Source organism: Escherichia sp. 94.0001, assembly GCF_013369155.2.
Classification (GTDB): Bacteria; Pseudomonadota; Gammaproteobacteria; order Enterobacterales; family Enterobacteriaceae; genus Escherichia; species Escherichia coli_F.
In genome coordinates this window covers 62114-80585 of the sequence record NZ_JABWMS020000009.1, presented here as the reverse complement: position 1 = coordinate 80585, position 18472 = coordinate 62114, and the positions used below count along the sequence as shown (strand labels likewise).

The following is an 18472-nucleotide window of genomic DNA, read 5'->3' as shown; positions in this document are numbered from 1 at the left end:
TAATGATTATTCCATTTTTATTATCAGGAAGGAATTACTATGTCTTTATCTCGCGCAGCGATTGTCGACCAGCTAAAGGAAATTGTTGGTGCAGATCGCGTAATTACCGATGAAACGGTATTGAAGAAAAACAGTATTGATCGTTTTCGTAAATTTCCGGATATTCATGGTATTTATACTTTGCCTATTCCGGCAGCGGTCGTAAAACTCGGTTCCACAGAGCAAGTGTCCCGTGTGTTGAATTTTATGAATGCACACAAAATTAACGGTGTGCCGCGTACCGGGGCTTCCGCTACCGAAGGTGGACTGGAAACTGTTGTGGAAAACTCGATAGTGCTTGATGGCTCTGCAATGAATCAAATCATTAATATTGATATAGAGAATATGCAGGCGACGGCGCAATGTGGCGTTCCTCTGGAAGTGCTGGAAAACGCGTTGCGTGAAAAAGGTTACACCACGGGGCACTCTCCGCAGTCAAAACCGTTGGCGCAGATGGGGGGACTGGTGGCGACCCGTAGTATCGGGCAGTTCTCCACACTCTACGGCGCAATCGAGGATATGGTCGTTGGCCTGGAAGCAGTACTGGCTGATGGCACCGTGACACGCATTAAAAACGTGCCACGACGCGCGGCGGGTCCGGACATTCGTCACATCATCATCGGCAACGAAGGCGCATTGTGCTATATCACTGAAATAACAGTGAAAATCTTTAAATTTACTCCCGAAAACAACCTCTTTTATGGCTATATCCTGGAAGACATGAAGACCGGCTTCAACATCCTGCGTGAAATCATGGTGGAAGGATATCGTCCGTCGATCGCTCGTTTGTATGACGCTGAAGATGGCACCCAACACTTCACCCATTTTGCCGACGGAAAATGCGTGCTGATCTTTATGGCTGAAGGTAACCCTCGCATTGCGAAGGCGACGGGCGAAGGGATTGCAGAAATCGTGGCACGTTACCCGCAATGCCAGCGCGTGGACAGTAAGCTGATCGAAACCTGGTTTAACAACCTGAACTGGGGACCGGATAAAGTGGCTGCCGAACGTGTGCAGATCCTCAAAACCGGCAACATGGGCTTTACCACCGAAGTGTCCGGCTGCTGGAGTTGCATACACGAAATCTACGAAAGCGTTATTAACCGTATTCGTACCGAGTTCGCGCACGCCGACGACATCACCATGCTGGGCGGTCACTCCTCTCATAGCTATCAGAACGGCACCAACATGTACTTCGTCTACGACTACAACGTTGTTGACTGTAAGCCGGAAGAGGAAATCGACAAATACCACAATCCGCTCAACAAAATCATCTGCGAAGAAACCATTCGCCTCGGCGGTTCGATGGTACACCATCACGGTATCGGTAAACATCGTGTTCACTGGAGCAAACTGGAACACGGCAGCGCGTGGACATTGCTGGAAGGGCTGAAAAAACAGTTCGATCCTAACGGTATTATGAATACGGGTACTATCTATCCGATTGAAAAATAATGTGTCAGGCAGCGTTTCGCGATGACGGGGCGTTGTCTTTTCGGCTTCTCAACAGGGAAGCCGTTCTTATTACCGGACAATGAAGGGGTAAAGATGAACACTTCACCGGTGCGAATGGATGATTTACCGCTTAACCGTTTTCACTGTCGAATTGCTGCGCTCACTTTCGGCGCGCACCTGACCGACGGTTATGTTCTCGGCGTCATTGGTTACGCCATTATTCAGCTTACGCCCGCCATGCAACTGACGCCGTTTATGGCGGGAATGATTGGCGGCTCGGCGCTACTTGGCCTGTTTATCGGTAGCCTGGTTTTGGGGTGGATCTCCGACCATATTGGTCGGCAAAAAATCTTCACCTTCAGCTTTTTGCTGATTACGCTCGCTTCGTTCCTGCAATTTTTTGCCACCACGCCAGAGCATCTTATTGGACTACGCATTTTGATCGGCATTGGTCTGGGAGGCGACTATTCAGTAGGTCACACCTTGCTAGCTGAATTTTCCCCGCGCCGCCATCGCGGTATTTTGCTGGGCGCTTTCAGCGTGGTGTGGACCGTAGGTTATGTGTTGGCAAGTCTTGCCGGACATCACTTTATTAGCGAAAGCCCCGAAGCCTGGCGATGGTTACTTGCATCGGCGGCATTTCCTGCCCTGTTGATTACGTTGTTACGTTGGGGAACGCCAGAATCGCCACGCTGGCTACTGCGCCAGGGGCGTTTTGCAGAAGCTCACGCTATCGTGCATCGCTATTTTGGTCCCCATGTTTTACTGGGCGATGAAGTGGCAACGGCGACCCATAAACACATCAAAACCTTGTTCTCTTCGCGCTACTGGCGGCGCACGGCTTTTAACAGCGTCTTCTTTGTCTGCCTCGTAATCCCATGGTTTGTAATTTACACCTGGCTGCCAACTATCGCCCAGACTATTGGACTGGAAGATGCGCTGACTGCCAGCCTGATGCTTAATGCGTTGTTAATTGTGGGGGCACTGCTGGGATTAGTTCTGACGCACCTGCTGGCACATCGCAAATTTTTGCTGGGAAGTTTTTTGCTGCTGGTGGCAACGCTGGTAGTGATGGCCTGTTTGCCTTCTGGCAGTTCATTAACGCTGCTGCTTTTTGTTCTCTTCAGCACCACCATTTCGGCAGTCAGTAATCTGGTGGGCATTTTGCCTGCGGAAAGTTTTCCTACTGACATTCGCTCGCTGGGTGTCGGTTTTGCCACCGCCATGAGTCGGTTGGGGGCGGCGGTAAGTACTGGCCTGCTGCCGTGGGTGCTGGCGCAGTGGGGAATGCAAGTCACCTTATTGCTCCTGGCGGCAGTGTTGTTGGTTGGTTTTGTTGTGACCTGGCTATGGGCGCCAGAAACCAAAGCACTCCCGCTGGTGGCGGCGGGAAATGTAGGAGGTGTGAATGAACATTCTGTTAGCGTTTAAAGCCGAACCGGATGCCGGAATGCTGGCGGAAAAAGAGTGGCAGGCGGCGGCTCAGGGTAATAGCGGACCGGATGTTTCGCTGCTGCGAAGTTTACTCGGTGCTGATGAACAGGCCGCTGCCGCGCTTCTGTTAGCGCAGAGAAAAAACGGTACGCCGATGTCTTTAACCGCGTTGAGCATGGGGGATGAACGGGCGTTGCACTGGCTGCGCTATCTCATGGCTCTTGGGTTTGAGGAAGCTGTATTGCTGGAGACGGCGGCAGATCTGCGCTTTGCGCCGGAATTTGTCGCTCGCCATATTGCCGAATGGCAGCGCCAGAATCCGCTGGATCTGATCATTACTGGCTGCCAGAGCAGCGAAGGGCAGAACGGGCAAACGCCATTTTTGCTGGCGGAAATGCTGACCTGGCCCTGTTTTACCCAGGTGGAGCGTTTTACTCTCGACGCACCGTTTATCTCGCTCGAACAGCGTACTGAACATGGATTACGCTGTTGTCGGGTTCGCTTGCCTGCGGTGATTGCCGTGCGCCAGTGTGGCGAGGTGGCCTTGCCAGTACCGGGAATGCGCCAGCGAATGGCTGCGGGGAAAGCTGAAATTATCCGCAAAACTGTTACTGCTGAATCGTCAGCGATGCAGTGCCGGCAACTGGAAAGGCCAGAGCAACGACGCGGTGCAACGCTTCTTGATGGGCAAACGGTAGCAGAAAAAGCGCAAAAGCTATGGCAGGACTATTTACGCCAAAGGATGCAGCCATGAATATCGCCATTGTGACAATAAATCAGGAACATGCCGCAATAGCGGGCTGGCTGGCGGAGCAGGATTTCAGCGGCAGCACATTAACGCACTGGCAAATCGAGCCGCAGCCGATGGTCGCGGAACAGGTGCTGGATGCGCTGGTAGAACAGTGGCAGCGAACGCCTGCGGACGTTGTTCTCTTTCCGCCGGGAACGTTTGGCGATGAACTGGCTACCCGCCTGTCCTGGCGTTTACATGGTGCCAGTATATGCCAGGTGACTTCATTAAATATTCCAACCGGAAGCGTACGCAAATCCCAGTGGGGAAATGCGCTAACGGCGACGCTGCAAACAGAAAAACGCCCGCTATGCCTTTCCCTTGCCCGCCAGTCGGGAGCAGTGAAAAATGCCACGTTGCCCTCTGGTATGCAGCAACTGAACATTGTCCCCGGCGCGCTTCCCGACTGGCTGGTTAGCACAGAGGATCTGAAAAATGTTACCCACGACCCATTAGCTGAGGCCAGACGGGTGCTGGTGGTGGGTCAGGGCGGAGAGGCAGATAACCAGGAAATCGCTATGCTGGCAGAAAAGCTGGGAGCCGAAGCGGGCTACAGTCGGGCGCGAGTAATGAACGGTGGCGTTGATGCCGAAAAAGTGATTGGTATTTCCGGACATCTGCTGGCACCTGAGGTGTGTATTGTTGTTGGCGCTTCCGGCGCAGCAGCGTTAATGGCGGGCGTCCGCAATAGCAAGTTTGTGGTGGCGATTAATCATGACGCCAGCGCGGCGGTATTTTCACAGGCAGATGTTGGCGTGGTAGATGACTGGAAAGCGGTGCTGGAGGCACTGGTGACAACCATTCACGCAGATTGCCAATAACGTGCTGCCGGATGATCCTGTCTACGGTTCTGGGCTGGGGACTGTAGGCCTGATAAGACGCGTCAAGCGTCGTATCAGGCGCTGAATGCCGGATTTGGCATGTGGCCTACAAATCAGACAAATTCAACTCGTTACGAGTATCCCGTCAAAGCAATTTTTTCGCTAACGTCCAGACCCCGGTATTCGTGGTGGAAAGCGCCACGACACCGGCGTTAATCGCATTACGCGCATCTTCTTCATCGCACACCAGCCCGCCAGCAATCAGCGGCTGGTGGATTTTCTCCGTTACCCAGCCCAGCACTTTAGGCATACAGCCTGGCAGAATTTCAATACAATCAGGATTCGATTGCGCAACCTGCTTATCAATGTTGTGAAAAGAAATCGAGTCGACAATAAACAAGCGATGAATACAGAAAAAGCCTTCCGCTCTCGCCGCTTTTAGCATTGACGCTTTGGTACTGATAATGCCGTCCGCCTCGGTCACCAGTTTCAGAAACTGAATTACTACTTCTTTATTTGATGCGCCTTCCAGCAAATCGACATGAATAAAGGCATATTTCCCGGCACTTTTAATCTTTTTGACGATATGACTGATGGTGCAGATATTGCCGTATAACACGGAAATAAACTGGCATTCAGAATCGATTGCCAACTGCAGGCTGGCATTATCTTTAACGGCAGCAATCACCGGATTCTGGCGGAGCAGGTGTAAGAGGGGCATAAATTATCCTTATTATTTATCCAAAGCGGTAGGTGATGCCGAATCCGGAAGGCGGATAGCGCCACTGTTGTAGGTTTTTTTCATCACACAGTAAACGGCAGGTGCCACACTCCAGGCAGCCGCGATAATCAACGCGTAAGTCGCCTTCCGGCGTGAGCGAAAAAAGACCAGCCGGACAAGCGTTAATCAACCGTTCTGCCGTCTGGCGCTCAACGGAGTCTGCCGGAACAATATGTGGCGCATCAGCAGCGCGCCAGAGATTACGGGCTACAGACATCGAATACTCCTGACAACATCGCCCGCCAGATGCCACAAGCCATGACGACGTAAATGACGCCAGAGCAACTGACGCAGCGGCGGAACAGGTTTATCACCCTGATCCCATAAATCACGGGAAATATCCTGCATTAACACAGGCCACTTACGGTACCAGCCCGGGCGTTGCAAAAGCGCCGGAACATGCTGATAGCGCTGTAGAACATCCCACAGCAGGCTGCGCTCTACGTTGTAATGATAAAGCGGAAACAGATTTTGCGGCTCGCGGTGCTGGCAGGCGCTTATCAGCGTTTGTGCCGCCGCCTGTGCGCCAGCCAGCGCCATATCCATGCCGCGCACGGAAATTCCGGTATTGACGCAACTGCGCAACGTATCGCCCACCAGCAGCCAGCCGTTACCGGCGTATTGCACCGGCATACTGTGCAAGCCACCTTCTGGCACCAGATGCGCACTATACTCCAGTGATTCCGTGTTTTTGATAAGCGGGCGCACTGCCGGATGCGTTTTAAAGCGAGCCAGCAGCTCGCTTGCCGGAACACGACTTTGCGTAAGTGAAGAGAGCGGGCAAACAATCCCTAACGAGAGCGTTTGTTGATTAGTATAAAGAAATGCGCCGCCGGGTAAGTCATCACAGATTCCGCCGCTGAACAGCAACGCTGCGCCTTCGTTATTCTCCAGATGAAAACGTTCTTCAATAGCGGATGTTTCCAGTGAAAGAACTTCTTTGATCCCCAACGCCATCGCTTCGCCAGCAGGACGAGTCACTAACCCGTGACGCTCAGCCAGGACGCTGTTGGCACCTTCTGCCAGCGCCACATAACGGGCGCGGAGAATATCGTCACCGCAAATGACACCACACACCCTGCCGTTTTCTTCATACAGCGCATCTACCGTCGCACCAGGGATGCATTCGACACCTTCTTTTTCGGCTTCGGCAACCAGCCACGGATCGAACCGTGCACGTAATACGCTCCAGGATTCACCGCCGGGCTGTAAGCTGGAAAACGTCGTTGCGCCATCCGGCGTTAGCAGAGAAAGACTTTCGTGAGTGATGCGTCGTTCAAGAGGCGCGGTCAGGTGAAACTGAGGGAGGAGTTCCGCGAGCGCATGGGTGTATAAACGCCCGCCGGAAAGGTTTTTACTGCCGGGAATTTCAGCGCGTTCCAGTAACAGAACGGATAAACCTGCCCGCGCGCAGCGTAAAGCACAAGCGGTGCCTGCTATACCCGCACCAATAATAATAATGTCGCAGTCGTCTTCCATGTCATGCCCCAGATATCCAGAGCGCAACACCCTAACATAGCGTTACTTAAGGGAAATTGACCGCCGACACACTCTTATCATTCGCCGCGATAGATGCAACCTGCGGTGCAGGTTTCTTTCACCATAACCGCACTTAACAGCGGAACAACCGGTTTAACCTGATCCCAAATCCATTTTGCTAAAACCTCGCTGGTCGGGTTTTCCAGGCCAGGAATATCATTGAGATAATAGTGATCGAGGCGATCATAGGTTGGTTTAAATGCCGCTTTCAGTTCAGCGAAATCGATAATCCAGCCCGTATGCGGATCGACTTCCCCGGTAATTTCCAGTCGCACCATAAAGGAATGCCCGTGCAGGCGACCACATTTATGTCCTTCCGGGACGTGTGGTAAGCGGTGAGCGGCTTCGAAGGTGAAATCTTTAAATAACGTGGTGGACATCATAATTTCTCTACATGACGATAAAACCGCCGTAGAGTACCGGAAAGGCTGTTTTTTCGCATTATCTAAAACGACTTTGTTGCGCAAAATCGCTGATTTATCTTAATGATTGGCTAAATTCATTTGTTTTTCATTGGGTTGGTTAATCTGTTTTGTTGTTAAAGACTATTGCTAAAACAGGTTAGTCGATTTGGTTATTAGTTATCGCTATCCCGTCTTTAATCCACACCGTTCACCCCGTTAACCTTACCTTCTCTTCTGTTTTATGGGCGCTGACAGGGCGCAGAAACAGCTTTGCTTACTGGAACATAACGACGCATGACGACACAGGTCCCACCTTCCGCGTTGCTTCCGTTGAACCCGGAGCAACTGGCACGCCTTCAGGCGGCCACGACCGATTTAACTCCCACCCAGCTTGCCTGGGTTTCTGGCTATTTCTGGGGCGTGCTCAATCAGCAGCCTGCTGCGCTTGTAGCGACGCCAGCGCCCGCCGCAGAAATGCCGGGTATAACTATTATCTCCGCTTCGCAAACCGGCAATGCGCGCCGGGTTGCTGAAGCATTACGCGATGATTTATTAGCGGCAAAACTGAACGTTAAGTTGGTGAACGCGGGCGACTATAAATTCAAACAAATCGCCAGCGAAAAACTGCTCATCGTGGTGACGTCAACGCAAGGGGAAGGGGAACCGCCGGAAGAAGCCGTCGCGCTGCATAAGTTCCTGTTCTCCAAAAAAGCGCCAAAGCTGGAAAACACTGCATTTGCCGTGTTTAGCCTCGGCGATAGCTCTTATGAATTTTTCTGCCAGTCCGGGAAAGATTTTGACAGCAAGCTGGCGGAACTGGGCGGTGAACGCCTGCTCGACCGTGTCGATGCCGACGTTGAATACCAGACCGCTGCCAGCGAGTGGCGCGCCCGCGTGGTTGATGCGCTTAAATCGCGCGCGCCTGTCGCAGCACCTTCACAATCCGTCGCCACTGGCGCGGTAAATGAAATCCACACCAGCCCGTACAGCAAAGAAGCGCCGCTGGTGGCGAGCCTCTCTGTTAACCAGAAGATTACTGGACGTAACTCTGAAAAAGACGTTCGCCATATCGAAATTGACCTGGGCGACTCTGGCCTGCGTTACCAGCCGGGTGACGCGCTGGGCGTCTGGTATCAGAACGATCCGGCACTGGTGAAAGAACTTGTCGAACTGCTGTGGCTGAAAGGCGATGAACCTGTCACCGTCGAGGGCAAAACGTTGCCTCTGAACGAGGCCCTACAGTGGCACTTCGAACTGACCGTCAACACCGCCAACATCGTTGAGAATTACGCCACGCTTACCCGCAGCGAAACGTTGCTGCCGTTGGTGGGCGATAAAGCGAAGTTACAGCATTACGCCGCGACGACGCCGATTGTCGACATGGTGCGTTTCTCTCCGGCGCAGCTTGACGCTGAAGCCCTGATTAACTTGCTGCGCCCGCTGACCCCGCGCCTGTACTCCATCGCCTCATCGCAGACGGAAGTCGAGAACGAAGTACACGTCACCGTTGGTGTGGTGCGTTATGACGTGGAAGGCCGCGCCCGTGCTGGCGGTGCCTCCAGCTTCCTTGCGGACCGTGTGGAAGAAGAGGGCGAAGTCCGCGTATTTATCGAACATAACGACAACTTCCGCCTGCCGGCCAACCCGGAAACGCCGGTGATTATGATTGGTCCAGGCACCGGCATCGCGCCGTTCCGCGCCTTTATGCAGCAACGTGCCGCTGACGAAGCGCCGGGTAAAAACTGGCTGTTCTTTGGCAACCCACACTTTACGGAAGATTTCCTCTACCAGGTGGAGTGGCAGCGCTACGTCAAAGAGGGCGTGCTGACACGTATCGATCTTGCCTGGTCGCGCGATCAAAAAGAAAAAATTTACGTACAAGACAAACTGCGCGAACAGGGCGCAGAGCTGTGGCGCTGGATCAATGACGGTGCCCACATTTATGTCTGCGGCGACGCTAATCGCATGGCGAAAGACGTTGAACAGGCACTTCTGGAAGTGATTGCCGAATTTGGTGGCATGGACACCGAAGCGGCGGATGAATTTTTAAGTGAGCTGCGCGTAGAGCGCCGTTATCAGCGAGATGTCTACTAATGAACGAAAAACATCCAGGGCCTTTAGTGGTCGAAGGAAAACTGACAGACGCCGAGCGCATGAAGCTTGAGAGCAACTACCTGCGCGGGACCATTGCGGAAGATTTAAACGACGGTCTGACCGGCGGCTTTAAGGGCGACAACTTCCTGCTGATCCGTTTCCACGGTATGTATCAGCAGGATGACCGCGATATCCGCGCGGAACGTGCTGAACAGAAGCTGGAACCGCGTCATGCGATGCTGCTGCGCTGCCGTCTGCCGGGTGGGGTGATCACCACTAAACAGTGGCAGGCAATTGATAAATTCGCCGGTGAAAACACCATTTATGGCAGCATTCGCCTGACCAACCGCCAGACGTTCCAGTTCCACGGCATTCTGAAAAAGAACGTCAAACCGGTGCACCAGATGCTGCACTCGGTCGGTCTTGATGCGCTGGCGACTGCTAACGACATGAACCGTAACGTACTCTGCACCTCGAACCCTTACGAGTCGCAGCTGCACGCGGAAGCCTATGAATGGGCGAAGAAAATCTCTGAACATCTGCTGCCGCGAACCCGCGCCTATGCGGAGATCTGGCTCGATCAGGAGAAAGTCGCCACCACCGATGAAGAACCCATCCTCGGTCAGACCTACCTGCCGCGTAAATTCAAAACCACGGTAGTGATCCCGCCGCAGAACGATATCGATCTGCACGCCAACGACATGAACTTTGTGGCGATCGCGGAAAACGGCAAACTGGTGGGCTTCAACCTGCTGGTGGGCGGTGGGCTTTCTATCGAACACGGCAACAAGAAAACCTACGCCCGTACCGCGAGCGAGTTTGGTTATCTGCCACTGGAGCATACGCTGGCGGTGGCGGAAGCGGTCGTTACCACTCAGCGTGACTGGGGTAATCGTACTGACCGTAAAAACGCCAAAACCAAATACACGCTGGAGCGCGTGGGGGTTGAGACGTTTAAAGCAGAAGTGGAACGTCGCGCGGGGATCAAATTTGAGCCGATCCGTCCATATGAATTTACCGGGCGCGGCGATCGTATCGGCTGGGTAAAAGGAATCGACGACAAATGGCACCTGACGCTGTTTATCGAAAATGGTCGAATTCTTGATTATCCGGGACGTCCGCTGAAAACCGGCCTGCTGGAGATCGCGAAGATCCACAAAGGTGATTTCCGCATTACCGCTAACCAGAATCTGATCATCGCCGGTGTACCGGAAAGCGAGAAAGCGAAGATTGAGAAGATCGCCAAAGAGAGCGGATTGATGAATGCCGTCACGCCGCAGCGCGAAAACTCAATGGCCTGCGTGTCATTCCCGACTTGCCCGCTGGCGATGGCGGAAGCGGAGCGTTTCCTGCCGTCATTTATCGATAACATCGATAATTTAATGGCGAAACATGGTGTCAGCGATGAGCACATCGTGATGCGTGTAACAGGCTGCCCGAACGGTTGTGGTCGCGCGATGCTGGCGGAAGTTGGCCTGGTGGGTAAAGCGCCTGGGCGCTACAACCTGCATCTTGGTGGCAACCGCATTGGGACACGTATCCCACGGATGCATAAAGAAAACATCACCGAGCCGGAAATCCTGGCGACGCTTGATGAACTGATAGGGCGCTGGGCGAAAGAACGTGAAGCGGGTGAAGGCTTCGGCGACTTTACGGTGCGTGCGGGCATCATTCGCCCGGTGCTCGATCCGGCGCGCGATTTGTGGGATTAACCATCAGTCCAGTCTTGTAGGCCTGATAAGACGCGTAAGCGTCGCATCAGGCAAGGCAAACAGTGAGGAATCTATGTCCAAACTCGATCTAAATGCCCTGAACGAACTGCCGAAGGTAGATCGCATTCTGGCGCTGGCGGAAACTAACGCCGAGCTTGAAAAACTGGATGCTGAAGGCCGCGTTGCCTGGGCACTGGATAATCTGCCCGGTGAATATGTGCTTTCTTCCAGCTTCGGCATTCAGGCGGCGGTGAGCCTGCATCTGGTGAATCAGGTTCGCCCGGATATTCCGGTGATCCTCACCGATACCGGTTATCTGTTCCCTGAAACCTACCGCTTTATTGACGAGTTAACGGACAAACTCAAGCTCAACCTGAAAGTGTACCGCGCTACCGAAAGCGCTGCCTGGCAGGAAGCGCGCTACGGTAAACTGTGGGAACAGGGCGTTGAAGGCATTGAAAAGTACAACGATATCAACAAAGTCGAACCGATGAACCGGGCGCTGAAAGAATTGAACGCGCAAACGTGGTTTGCTGGCCTGCGCCGTGAACAATCCGGCAGTCGCGCTAATTTACCGGTGCTGGCAATTCAGCGTGGCGTATTTAAAGTGCTGCCGATTATCGACTGGGATAACCGAACTATTTATCAGTATCTGCAAAAACATGGCCTGAAATATCACCCATTATGGGATGAAGGATATTTATCGGTTGGTGATACCCATACAACCCGTAAATGGGAACCTGGTATGGCGGAAGAAGAAACGCGTTTCTTTGGCTTAAAAAGGGAATGTGGGCTGCACGAAGGGTAAATATATTGCCGGATAAATTAAACGCCTCTGTCAGAAATGATGGGGGCGTTTTTATTTTGCGAGCAGCATTCCGGCATTTAAAGGTGAACATCGCAGGGGAAATTAACAGGTATAGAATGGCGTTGGGTGCTTGAGGCTGTCTGGCGTTAAGCATTCGCGAGGTTCCAGATGGACAAAAGCCCCAGGCGATATTTCTATCAACCTGAGGCCAGCGTTCGAACCTAAGCAATTCGGATGTTAGTCTCTTCTTTGCAGGGAGGCAAGACATGCTGACAAAATATGCCCTTGTGGCAATCATCGTACTGTGTTGTACAGTACTGGGATTCACGCTGATGGTAGGCGACTCGTTGTGTGAGTTGAGTATCAGAGAACGTGGTATGGAGTTTAAGGCAGTTCTCGCTTACGAATCGAAGAAGTAGCCACCACGCGGGGGTAAAACCCCGCGTACTGAATTGTGATGGTTTGGTCTCCTGCACCCTTTTTTAAATTTATATTTTTTATGTGAATATTTTGTCTCTATTTATTATTATGAATTTCAAATGAAAATCATTAATTTATTCATAATATAAATGTTTTATTGGTTGATATATATCACAGATAATTTTTAATATATGCGTAAATATCCTTTAAGTTTCACTGAAGGATAAAAACATTGTGACTTTCTTTGATTTCTGGGGAAAAACCCGACGTGGCGAGAAAGAGGGTGGTGACGACTATCACCTTCTTTGCTGGCATTCGCTGGATGTAGCCGCAATGGGCTATTTAATGGTTAAAAGCAACTGCTTCGGGCTGGCTGACTATTTTCGTCAATTAGGTTTCGCTGACACGGAGCAGGCAGCACAATTTTTCGCCTGGTTGTTGTGCAGGCACGATACTGGAAAATTTGCCCGCTCATTTCAGCAACTTTACCTGCACCCACAACTCAAGGTTCCGGAAGGCGCAAGAAAGAATTACGAAAAGATCTCTCATTCAACGCTGGGTTACTGGTTGTGGCATCATTATTTAAGAGGATGCGAAGAGTTGCTTCCTTCATCTTCACTCTCTCCGCGCAAGCTCAAACGGGTAATAGATATGTGGATGCCCGTAACTACCGGGCATCATGGTCGGCCTCCTGACCGTATTGATGAACTGGATAATTTTCTGCCTGAAGATAAAGCTGCTGCACGAGATTTTCTCATTGCAATCAAACCACTGTTTCCGCTCATCGAGATCCCCGCATTCTGGGATGAGGACGAGGGCGTTGAACTTATAAAACAACTTTCCTGGTATATCTCTGCAACCGTCGTACTTGCAGACTGGACGGGATCGTCAACGCGATTTTTTCCACGCGTCGCACAGACAATGGATATTGAAGATTACTGGCAGAAAACTTTAGTTCAGGCTCAAAACGCCTTAACTGTCTTTCCTCCAAAAGCAAAAGTCGCGCCTTTCACCGGAATTAATACGCTGTTTCCTTTTATTGAGCACCCGACACCGTTACAGCAAAAGGTGCTGGAACTGGATATCAGCCGGCCCGGGCCGCAGTTATTTATTCTGGAAGATGTAACTGGTGCAGGTAAAACAGAAGCGGCGCTTATCCTGGCGCACAGGTTGATGGCTGCGGGGAAAGCGCAGGGTTTGTTTTTTGGCCTGCCAACAATGGCAACGGCCAATGCCATGTACGAGCGACTGGTCAAAACCTGGCTTGCTTTCTATTCGCCACAATCCCGCCCCAGCCTGGTGCTGGCACACAGTGCCCGAACATTAATAGACCGCTTTAATGACTCACTCTGGTCCGGTGATTTAGTCGGGTCAGAAGAACCGGATGAACAAACATTCAGTCAGGGATGTGCGGCCTGGTTTGCTGACAGTAACAAGAAGGCGTTGCTGGCTGAAATTGGCGTCGGCACGCTGGATCAGGCGATGATGGCGGTGATGCCGTTCAAACATAATAATCTGCGGCTTCTGGGGCTGAGTAACAAAATCCTGCTAGCCGATGAGATCCACGCCTGTGACGCTTATATGTCGTGCATTCTTGAAGGGCTGATCGAGCGGCAGGCGCGTGGCGGAAACAGCGTTATTTTGCTTTCTGCTACGTTGTCTCAACAGCAGCGTGACAAACTCGTCGCCGCCTTTGCGCGTGGTGCAGAGGGCCAGCAAGAAGCTCCGTTGCTGGAAAAAGATGATTATCCCTGGCTGACGCATGTCACGAAATCCGATGTGCATTCGCACCGGGTTGCGACGCGCAAAGACGTTGAGCGCAGCGTGAGTGTGGGTTGGCTTCATAGCGAACAAGAGTGTATTGCGCGTATCGAATCGGCGGTAAGCCAGGGGAAATGCATCGCCTGGATTCGGAATTCTGTCGATGACGCCATCCAGGTTCATCGTCAGTTACTTGCCCGCGGCGTCATTCCTGCTTCCAGCCTTTCACTTTTTCATAGCCGCTTTGCTTTTAGCGATCGCCAGCGAATTGAAACGGAGACGCTGGCACGCTTTGGTAAAGAAGACTGTTCACAGCGTGCCGGAAAAGTCCTCATTTGTACTCAGGTCCTGGAGCAGAGCGTCGACTGCGACCTGGACGAAATGATTTCCGACCTTGCCCCTGTTGATTTGCTGATTCAACGAGCAGGGCGTTTGCAGCGGCATATCCGCGATATGAATGGCCAGTTAAAGCGTGACGGTAAAGACGAGCGTCACCCTCCTGTATTGCTGATTCTGGCCCCCGTCTGGAACGACTCTCCGGGTGAAGAATGGTTTGGCAGTGCCATGCGTAACAGTGCATTTGTCTATCCCGATCATGGGCGAATCTGGTTGACGCAGCGTGTGCTGCGTGAACAAGGCGCGATTCAGATGCCACACTCAGCCCGGCTTCTGATTGAATCAGTCTACGGTGAGGATGTGGTAATGCCGGAAGGGTTTGCCCGCAGCGAGCAGGAGCAAGTGGGCAAATACTACTGCGATCGTTCAATGGCTAATAAGTTTGTGCTGAACTTCAGGCCCGGCTATGCCGCCAATATCAACGATTACCTTCCGGAAAAACTGTCGACACGTCTGGCTGAGGAGTCTGTTTCCTTGTGGTTGGCTACCTGTATTGACGGTGTGGTGAAGCCTTATGCCACTGGCGCTCACGCATGGGAAATGAGCGTTGTCAGAGTGCGCCAAAGCTGGTGGAAAAAACATCGGGATGAGTTTTCTTTACTGGAAGGGGATGCGTTCAGGCAGTGGTGCGTTGAACAGCGGCAAGATCCGGAGATGGCAAACTTGATTTTAGTCACCGATGACGAAAGTTGTGGATATTCGGCTACGGAGGGATTGATTGGCAAGGTTGGTTGAGATGCCTGCGACAGGATTCTCTGAATAGTTGATACACAAAAAAGGATGGAAGGATGGATAACCGACCTGGGATGGTCTTTTTTACGAGAGGATGCGTATGAACTCGTTTTCACTTCTGACAACCCCGTGGTTGCCTGTTCGTTATAAAGACGGAACGACAGGCAAACTGGCGCCAGTCGATCTGGCGGATGAAAATGTTGTCGATATCGCTGCGCCGCGGGCAGATCTCCAGGGGGCGGCATGGCAGTTTTTGCTGGGACTACTACAAACCAGCTTCGCGCCCAAAAATCACGGTCGTTGGGATGATATCTGGGAAGACGGGCTGGAGGTTGAAAAGCTACGGGAAGCATTGCTGTCTTTAGAATACGCTTTCCAGTTTGGCCCAGATTCCCCTTCATTTATGCAGGATTTTGATGAATTAAAAGTTAAGGCAACTTCTATTGCTTCGCTTCTTCCTGACGCACCAGGAAAACAAACAAAAGAACGAAATACAGACCATTTTATTAAGCGAGACACAACTCAGCATCTGTGCCTACATTGTGTGCCTTTAGCGCTTTTTTCAATCCAGTTGAATGCACCTATAGGTGGGCGCGGTTACTATCCTGGGCTACGTGGCGGAGGGCCTCTGACGACACTTATAGAATTGCTGGAGTACCAGGGCAATCAACAAACCCCTTTGTGGCGAAAGCTGTGGCTAAACGTAATGCCGCAAGATGAAGCCGATTTACCTTTACCAAAAACCTTTGATGACCTGGTCTTTCCCTGGCTTGCACCGACGCGTACCAGCGAACTGGACGGTGCTGTGGTAACGGATGAACAAGTCAATAAACTTCAGGCCTACTGGGGAATGCCACGACGTATACGTATTGATTTTAAGACAACCTCAATAGGTAACTGCGACATTTGCTGTAGGCAGAGCGATGCTCTTTTGGGCTTGATGTCACTCAAAAACTATGGTGTTCAATACGTCATGTGGCGCCATCCTCTAACACCTTACCGTCTGCCGCTTAAAGAGGGTGGAGATTTTTACTCAGTTAAACCACAACCTGGTGGTTTAATCTGGCGCGACTGGTTAGGTCTCATAGAGGTAGGTAACTCAAAAAACAATACTGAACTCCCCGCACAGGTCGTGAAACTTTTGAATGCCAGCAATCTAAAGCAAACAAAGGTGGGCTTATGGGGATTTGGTTTTGATTTTGAAGATATGAAGGTTCGTTGTTGGTATGAACACCATTTCCCGCTGTTGTTAAACAAAAAAGAAGACCTAATACCTAAGTTGCGTCTGGCAGCGCAAGCGGCATCACACATTCTAAGCTTGTTACACCGAGCGTTGAAAGAAGCATGGTTCTCTGAGAAGAAAACCACAAAACTTGATTTCGGTTTTGTGGATATTGGCTTCTGGAACAAAACTCAGCATCGATTCCTGAGATTAGTGCGCCAAATTGAAGAAGGTCAGGATCCGGACGAATTACTCAGCAAATGGCAAAAGGAAATGTGGTTATTCGCGCGTCAGGATTTTGACGAGCGTGTATTCACCAATCCATATGAGCCCGTTGATTTAGAACGCGTCATGACCGCGCGCAAGAAATATTTTACAACATCGGCGGAGAAGCAAAATGCTAACGCCGCCAGGGAGAAAAAGCAGGAGGCTGCTGAATGAGTATTGTAAAAGATGAGCATAAAGTTGCGCTGCGTAAATGGCATGAAGAGTTGCAGGATAAACGCGGCGAGCGTGCCAGTCTGCGGCGTAGTACGACGGTTAATGATGTTTGTCTGACGGATGGATTTCGCCTGTTTCTTAAGAACAGACAAATAAAGTGGCAGGATGAACCCGAGTGGCGTATCACCGCACTAGCGCTGATAGCAGCAGTTAGCGCCAATGTTAAAGCCATTGATGAACGGCAGCCTTTTGCTGCTCAGCTGGCGGCGGTAATGAAAAAGGGGCGGTTTACTCGTTTGCTGGCAGTAAAAACGTCGGATGATTTATTGCGGCAGTTATGCCGTGCGGTCAAATTATTAAACGGTTCCGTCAATCTTGACTCTCTTGCAGAAGGGGTCTTCCGCTGGTGCCAGGAGAGCGATGACCTGCTCAATCATCACCGCCGCCAGCAACGGCCAACAGAATTTATCCGTATCCGCTGGGCGCTGGAATATTACCAGGCTGGCGACGCCGATAACGAACAAAATCAATAAAGGACTATCTCATGACGACATTTATTCAGCTTCATTTGTTAACCGCTTACCCTGCTGCCAATCTTAACCGTGATGATTCCGGCTCTCCGAAAACTGTGATACTGGGTGGAGCAACGCGTCTGCGCGTTTCCTCGCAAAGTCTGAAGCGTGCGTGGCGCACTTCTGCACTTTTTGAACAGGCGCTGGCGGGTCATATTGGTATTCGTAGCGGGCGTATTGCGCGCGAGGCGGCAACGATTCTGATTAATAAAGGAATCGAAGATAAAAAAGCCATCGAATGGGCAGTAGAAATAGCCGATTATCTTGGGAAAGCCAAAAAAGACAAAAAACAAAAAAACGACAAAAAACCAAAAGATCCGCTCACTAATGCCGAAACTGAACAGCTCGTCCATATCAGCCCGGCAGAATTTGACGCCGTAAAAGCGCTGGCCCATCAACTGGCAGAAGAAAAGCGCGCGCCAAAAGAGGACGATCTCGCTTTGTTACGTAAAGACCGTATGGCGGTAGATATCGCTATGTTTGGTCGTATGCTGGCGAAAAAACCCGGGTTTAATGTAGAAGCCGCCTGCCAGGTCGCGCATGCGTTTGGTGTCAGTGAAACGATTGTCGAAAATGATTTTTTCACCGCCGTAGATGATTTACGCCAGGCTTCTGAAGATGCCGGTGCCGGTCATGTAGATGAAACCGGATTCGGTTCTGCGCTGTTCTACACCTATATCTGCATTGATAAAGATCTGCTGGTCGAAAACCTCGGCGGTGACGAAGCGTTGGCTAATCAGACTATACGCGCCTTTACGGAAGCCGCGCTTAAAGTCTCCCCAACCGGTAAACAAAACAGTTTTGCCAGCCGTGCCTACGCCTCCTGGGCGCTGGCAGAAAAAGGCACCGAACAACCGCGTTCTCTGGCGGCGGCTTTCTATGAACCCATTAATGGCACACGTCAGTTAGATGTGGCGGTGCAGCGTATTACAACGCTTCGCGAAAACATGAATACGGTTTACGAACAGAAGACCGAATGCTCAAGTTTTGACGTGATGAACAAACAGGGAAGCATGAAGGACGTGCTGGACTTTATCTGCGCGTAAGGGGC

Annotated in this window: 15 protein-coding genes and 1 pseudogene; 12 read left to right on the top strand and 4 right to left on the bottom strand. The window is 51.5% G+C overall.

All coding sequences use genetic code 11. From position 1 onward, the window contains the following. Window positions 1–39: 39 nt before the first annotated feature. The 4 genes from HEN33_RS07225 to HEN33_RS07210 are packed head-to-tail and all read left to right on the top strand — an operon-like array spanning window position 40 to window position 4539. Window positions 40–1494: an FAD-binding oxidoreductase gene (locus tag HEN33_RS07225; protein WP_176262978.1), complete on the top strand. Its 1455-nt coding sequence runs from the start codon at window positions 40–42 to the stop codon at window positions 1492–1494. A 21-nt stretch (window positions 1495–1515) separates the two neighbouring features. Continuing rightward, on the top strand, window positions 1516–2925 hold the full coding sequence (locus HEN33_RS07220) for an MFS transporter (protein ID WP_176262977.1): 1410 nt from the start codon (window positions 1516–1518) through the stop codon (window positions 2923–2925). Beyond that, window positions 2903–3682 carry an electron transfer flavoprotein subunit beta/FixA family protein gene (locus HEN33_RS07215; RefSeq protein ID WP_105271779.1) on the top strand — a complete coding sequence of 260 codons (780 nt, stop codon included), beginning with the start codon at window positions 2903–2905 and terminating at the stop codon, window positions 3680–3682. The genes HEN33_RS07220 and HEN33_RS07215 overlap by 23 nt, the downstream gene beginning before the upstream one ends. Then, window positions 3679–4539: an electron transfer flavoprotein subunit alpha/FixB family protein gene (locus HEN33_RS07210; protein ID WP_176262976.1), complete on the top strand. Its 861-nt coding sequence runs from the start codon at window positions 3679–3681 to the stop codon at window positions 4537–4539. The genes HEN33_RS07215 and HEN33_RS07210 overlap by 4 nt, the downstream gene beginning before the upstream one ends. Window positions 4540–4684: 145 nt before the next feature. On the opposite strand, the gene HEN33_RS07205 is transcribed toward HEN33_RS07210, so the two are convergent. From HEN33_RS07205 to queD, 4 genes are all read right to left on the bottom strand, one after another. After that, window positions 4685–5260: a glycerol-3-phosphate responsive antiterminator gene (locus HEN33_RS07205; protein ID WP_098401305.1), complete on the bottom strand. Its 576-nt coding sequence runs from the start codon at window positions 5258–5260 to the stop codon at window positions 4685–4687. 16 nt (window positions 5261–5276) lie between these two features. Next, window positions 5277–5537: a ferredoxin family protein gene (locus tag HEN33_RS07200; RefSeq protein ID WP_000109506.1), complete on the bottom strand. Its 261-nt coding sequence runs from the start codon at window positions 5535–5537 to the stop codon at window positions 5277–5279. Then, the gene (locus HEN33_RS07195; RefSeq protein ID WP_176262975.1) at window positions 5528–6799 is read right to left on the bottom strand and encodes an FAD-dependent oxidoreductase; all 1272 of its coding nucleotides are present in this window, start codon (window positions 6797–6799) and stop codon (window positions 5528–5530) included. The genes HEN33_RS07200 and HEN33_RS07195 overlap by 10 nt, the downstream gene beginning before the upstream one ends. 77 nt (window positions 6800–6876) lie before the next feature. After that, window positions 6877–7242 (bottom strand): 6-carboxytetrahydropterin synthase QueD, encoded by a 366-nt coding sequence (gene queD / locus HEN33_RS07190; protein WP_001329795.1) that lies wholly within the window; start codon window positions 7240–7242, stop codon window positions 6877–6879. 315 nt (window positions 7243–7557) lie between these two features. On the opposite strand from queD, the gene cysJ reads away from it, so the two are divergent. The 8 genes and pseudogenes from cysJ (at window position 7558) to cas7e (ending at window position 18467) form a co-directional block, all read left to right on the top strand. Next, window positions 7558–9357, top strand: a complete 1800-nt coding sequence (gene cysJ / locus HEN33_RS07185; protein ID WP_176262974.1) for an NADPH-dependent assimilatory sulfite reductase flavoprotein subunit — start codon at window positions 7558–7560, stop codon at window positions 9355–9357. Continuing rightward, a complete protein-coding gene (gene cysI / locus HEN33_RS07180) occupies window positions 9357–11069 on the top strand; it encodes an assimilatory sulfite reductase (NADPH) hemoprotein subunit (protein WP_001003081.1) in 1713 nt (570 codons plus the stop codon). The genes cysJ and cysI overlap by 1 nt, the downstream gene beginning before the upstream one ends. A gap of 73 nt (window positions 11070–11142) precedes the next feature. Next, window positions 11143–11877, top strand: coding sequence for a phosphoadenosine phosphosulfate reductase (gene cysH, locus HEN33_RS07175; protein ID WP_176262973.1), 735 nt, complete (start codon window positions 11143–11145; stop codon window positions 11875–11877). Between the two features lie 266 nt (window positions 11878–12143). After that, on the top strand, window positions 12144–12296 hold the full coding sequence (locus tag HEN33_RS07170) for a Hok/Gef family protein (RefSeq protein ID WP_000956458.1): 153 nt from the start codon (window positions 12144–12146) through the stop codon (window positions 12294–12296). Between the two features lie 192 nt (window positions 12297–12488). Further along, window positions 12489–15189 (top strand): annotated as a pseudogene (gene cas3 / locus HEN33_RS07165) (CRISPR-associated helicase Cas3'). Window positions 15190–15286: 97 nt separating this feature from the next. Then, complete coding sequence (casA, locus tag HEN33_RS07160; RefSeq protein ID WP_176262899.1) at window positions 15287–16849, top strand: type I-E CRISPR-associated protein Cse1/CasA; 1563 nt, start codon at window positions 15287–15289, stop codon at window positions 16847–16849. Beyond that, entirely contained in the window at window positions 16846–17382 is a 537-nt protein-coding gene (casB, locus tag HEN33_RS07155) for a type I-E CRISPR-associated protein Cse2/CasB (RefSeq protein WP_176262898.1), read from the top strand. Before casA ends, casB begins: the two co-directional genes overlap by 4 nt. An 11-nt stretch (window positions 17383–17393) precedes the next feature. After that, window positions 17394–18467, top strand: a complete 1074-nt coding sequence (gene cas7e, locus HEN33_RS07150) for a type I-E CRISPR-associated protein Cas7/Cse4/CasC (RefSeq protein ID WP_176262897.1) — start codon at window positions 17394–17396, stop codon at window positions 18465–18467. Window positions 18468–18472: the final 5 nt, after the last annotated feature.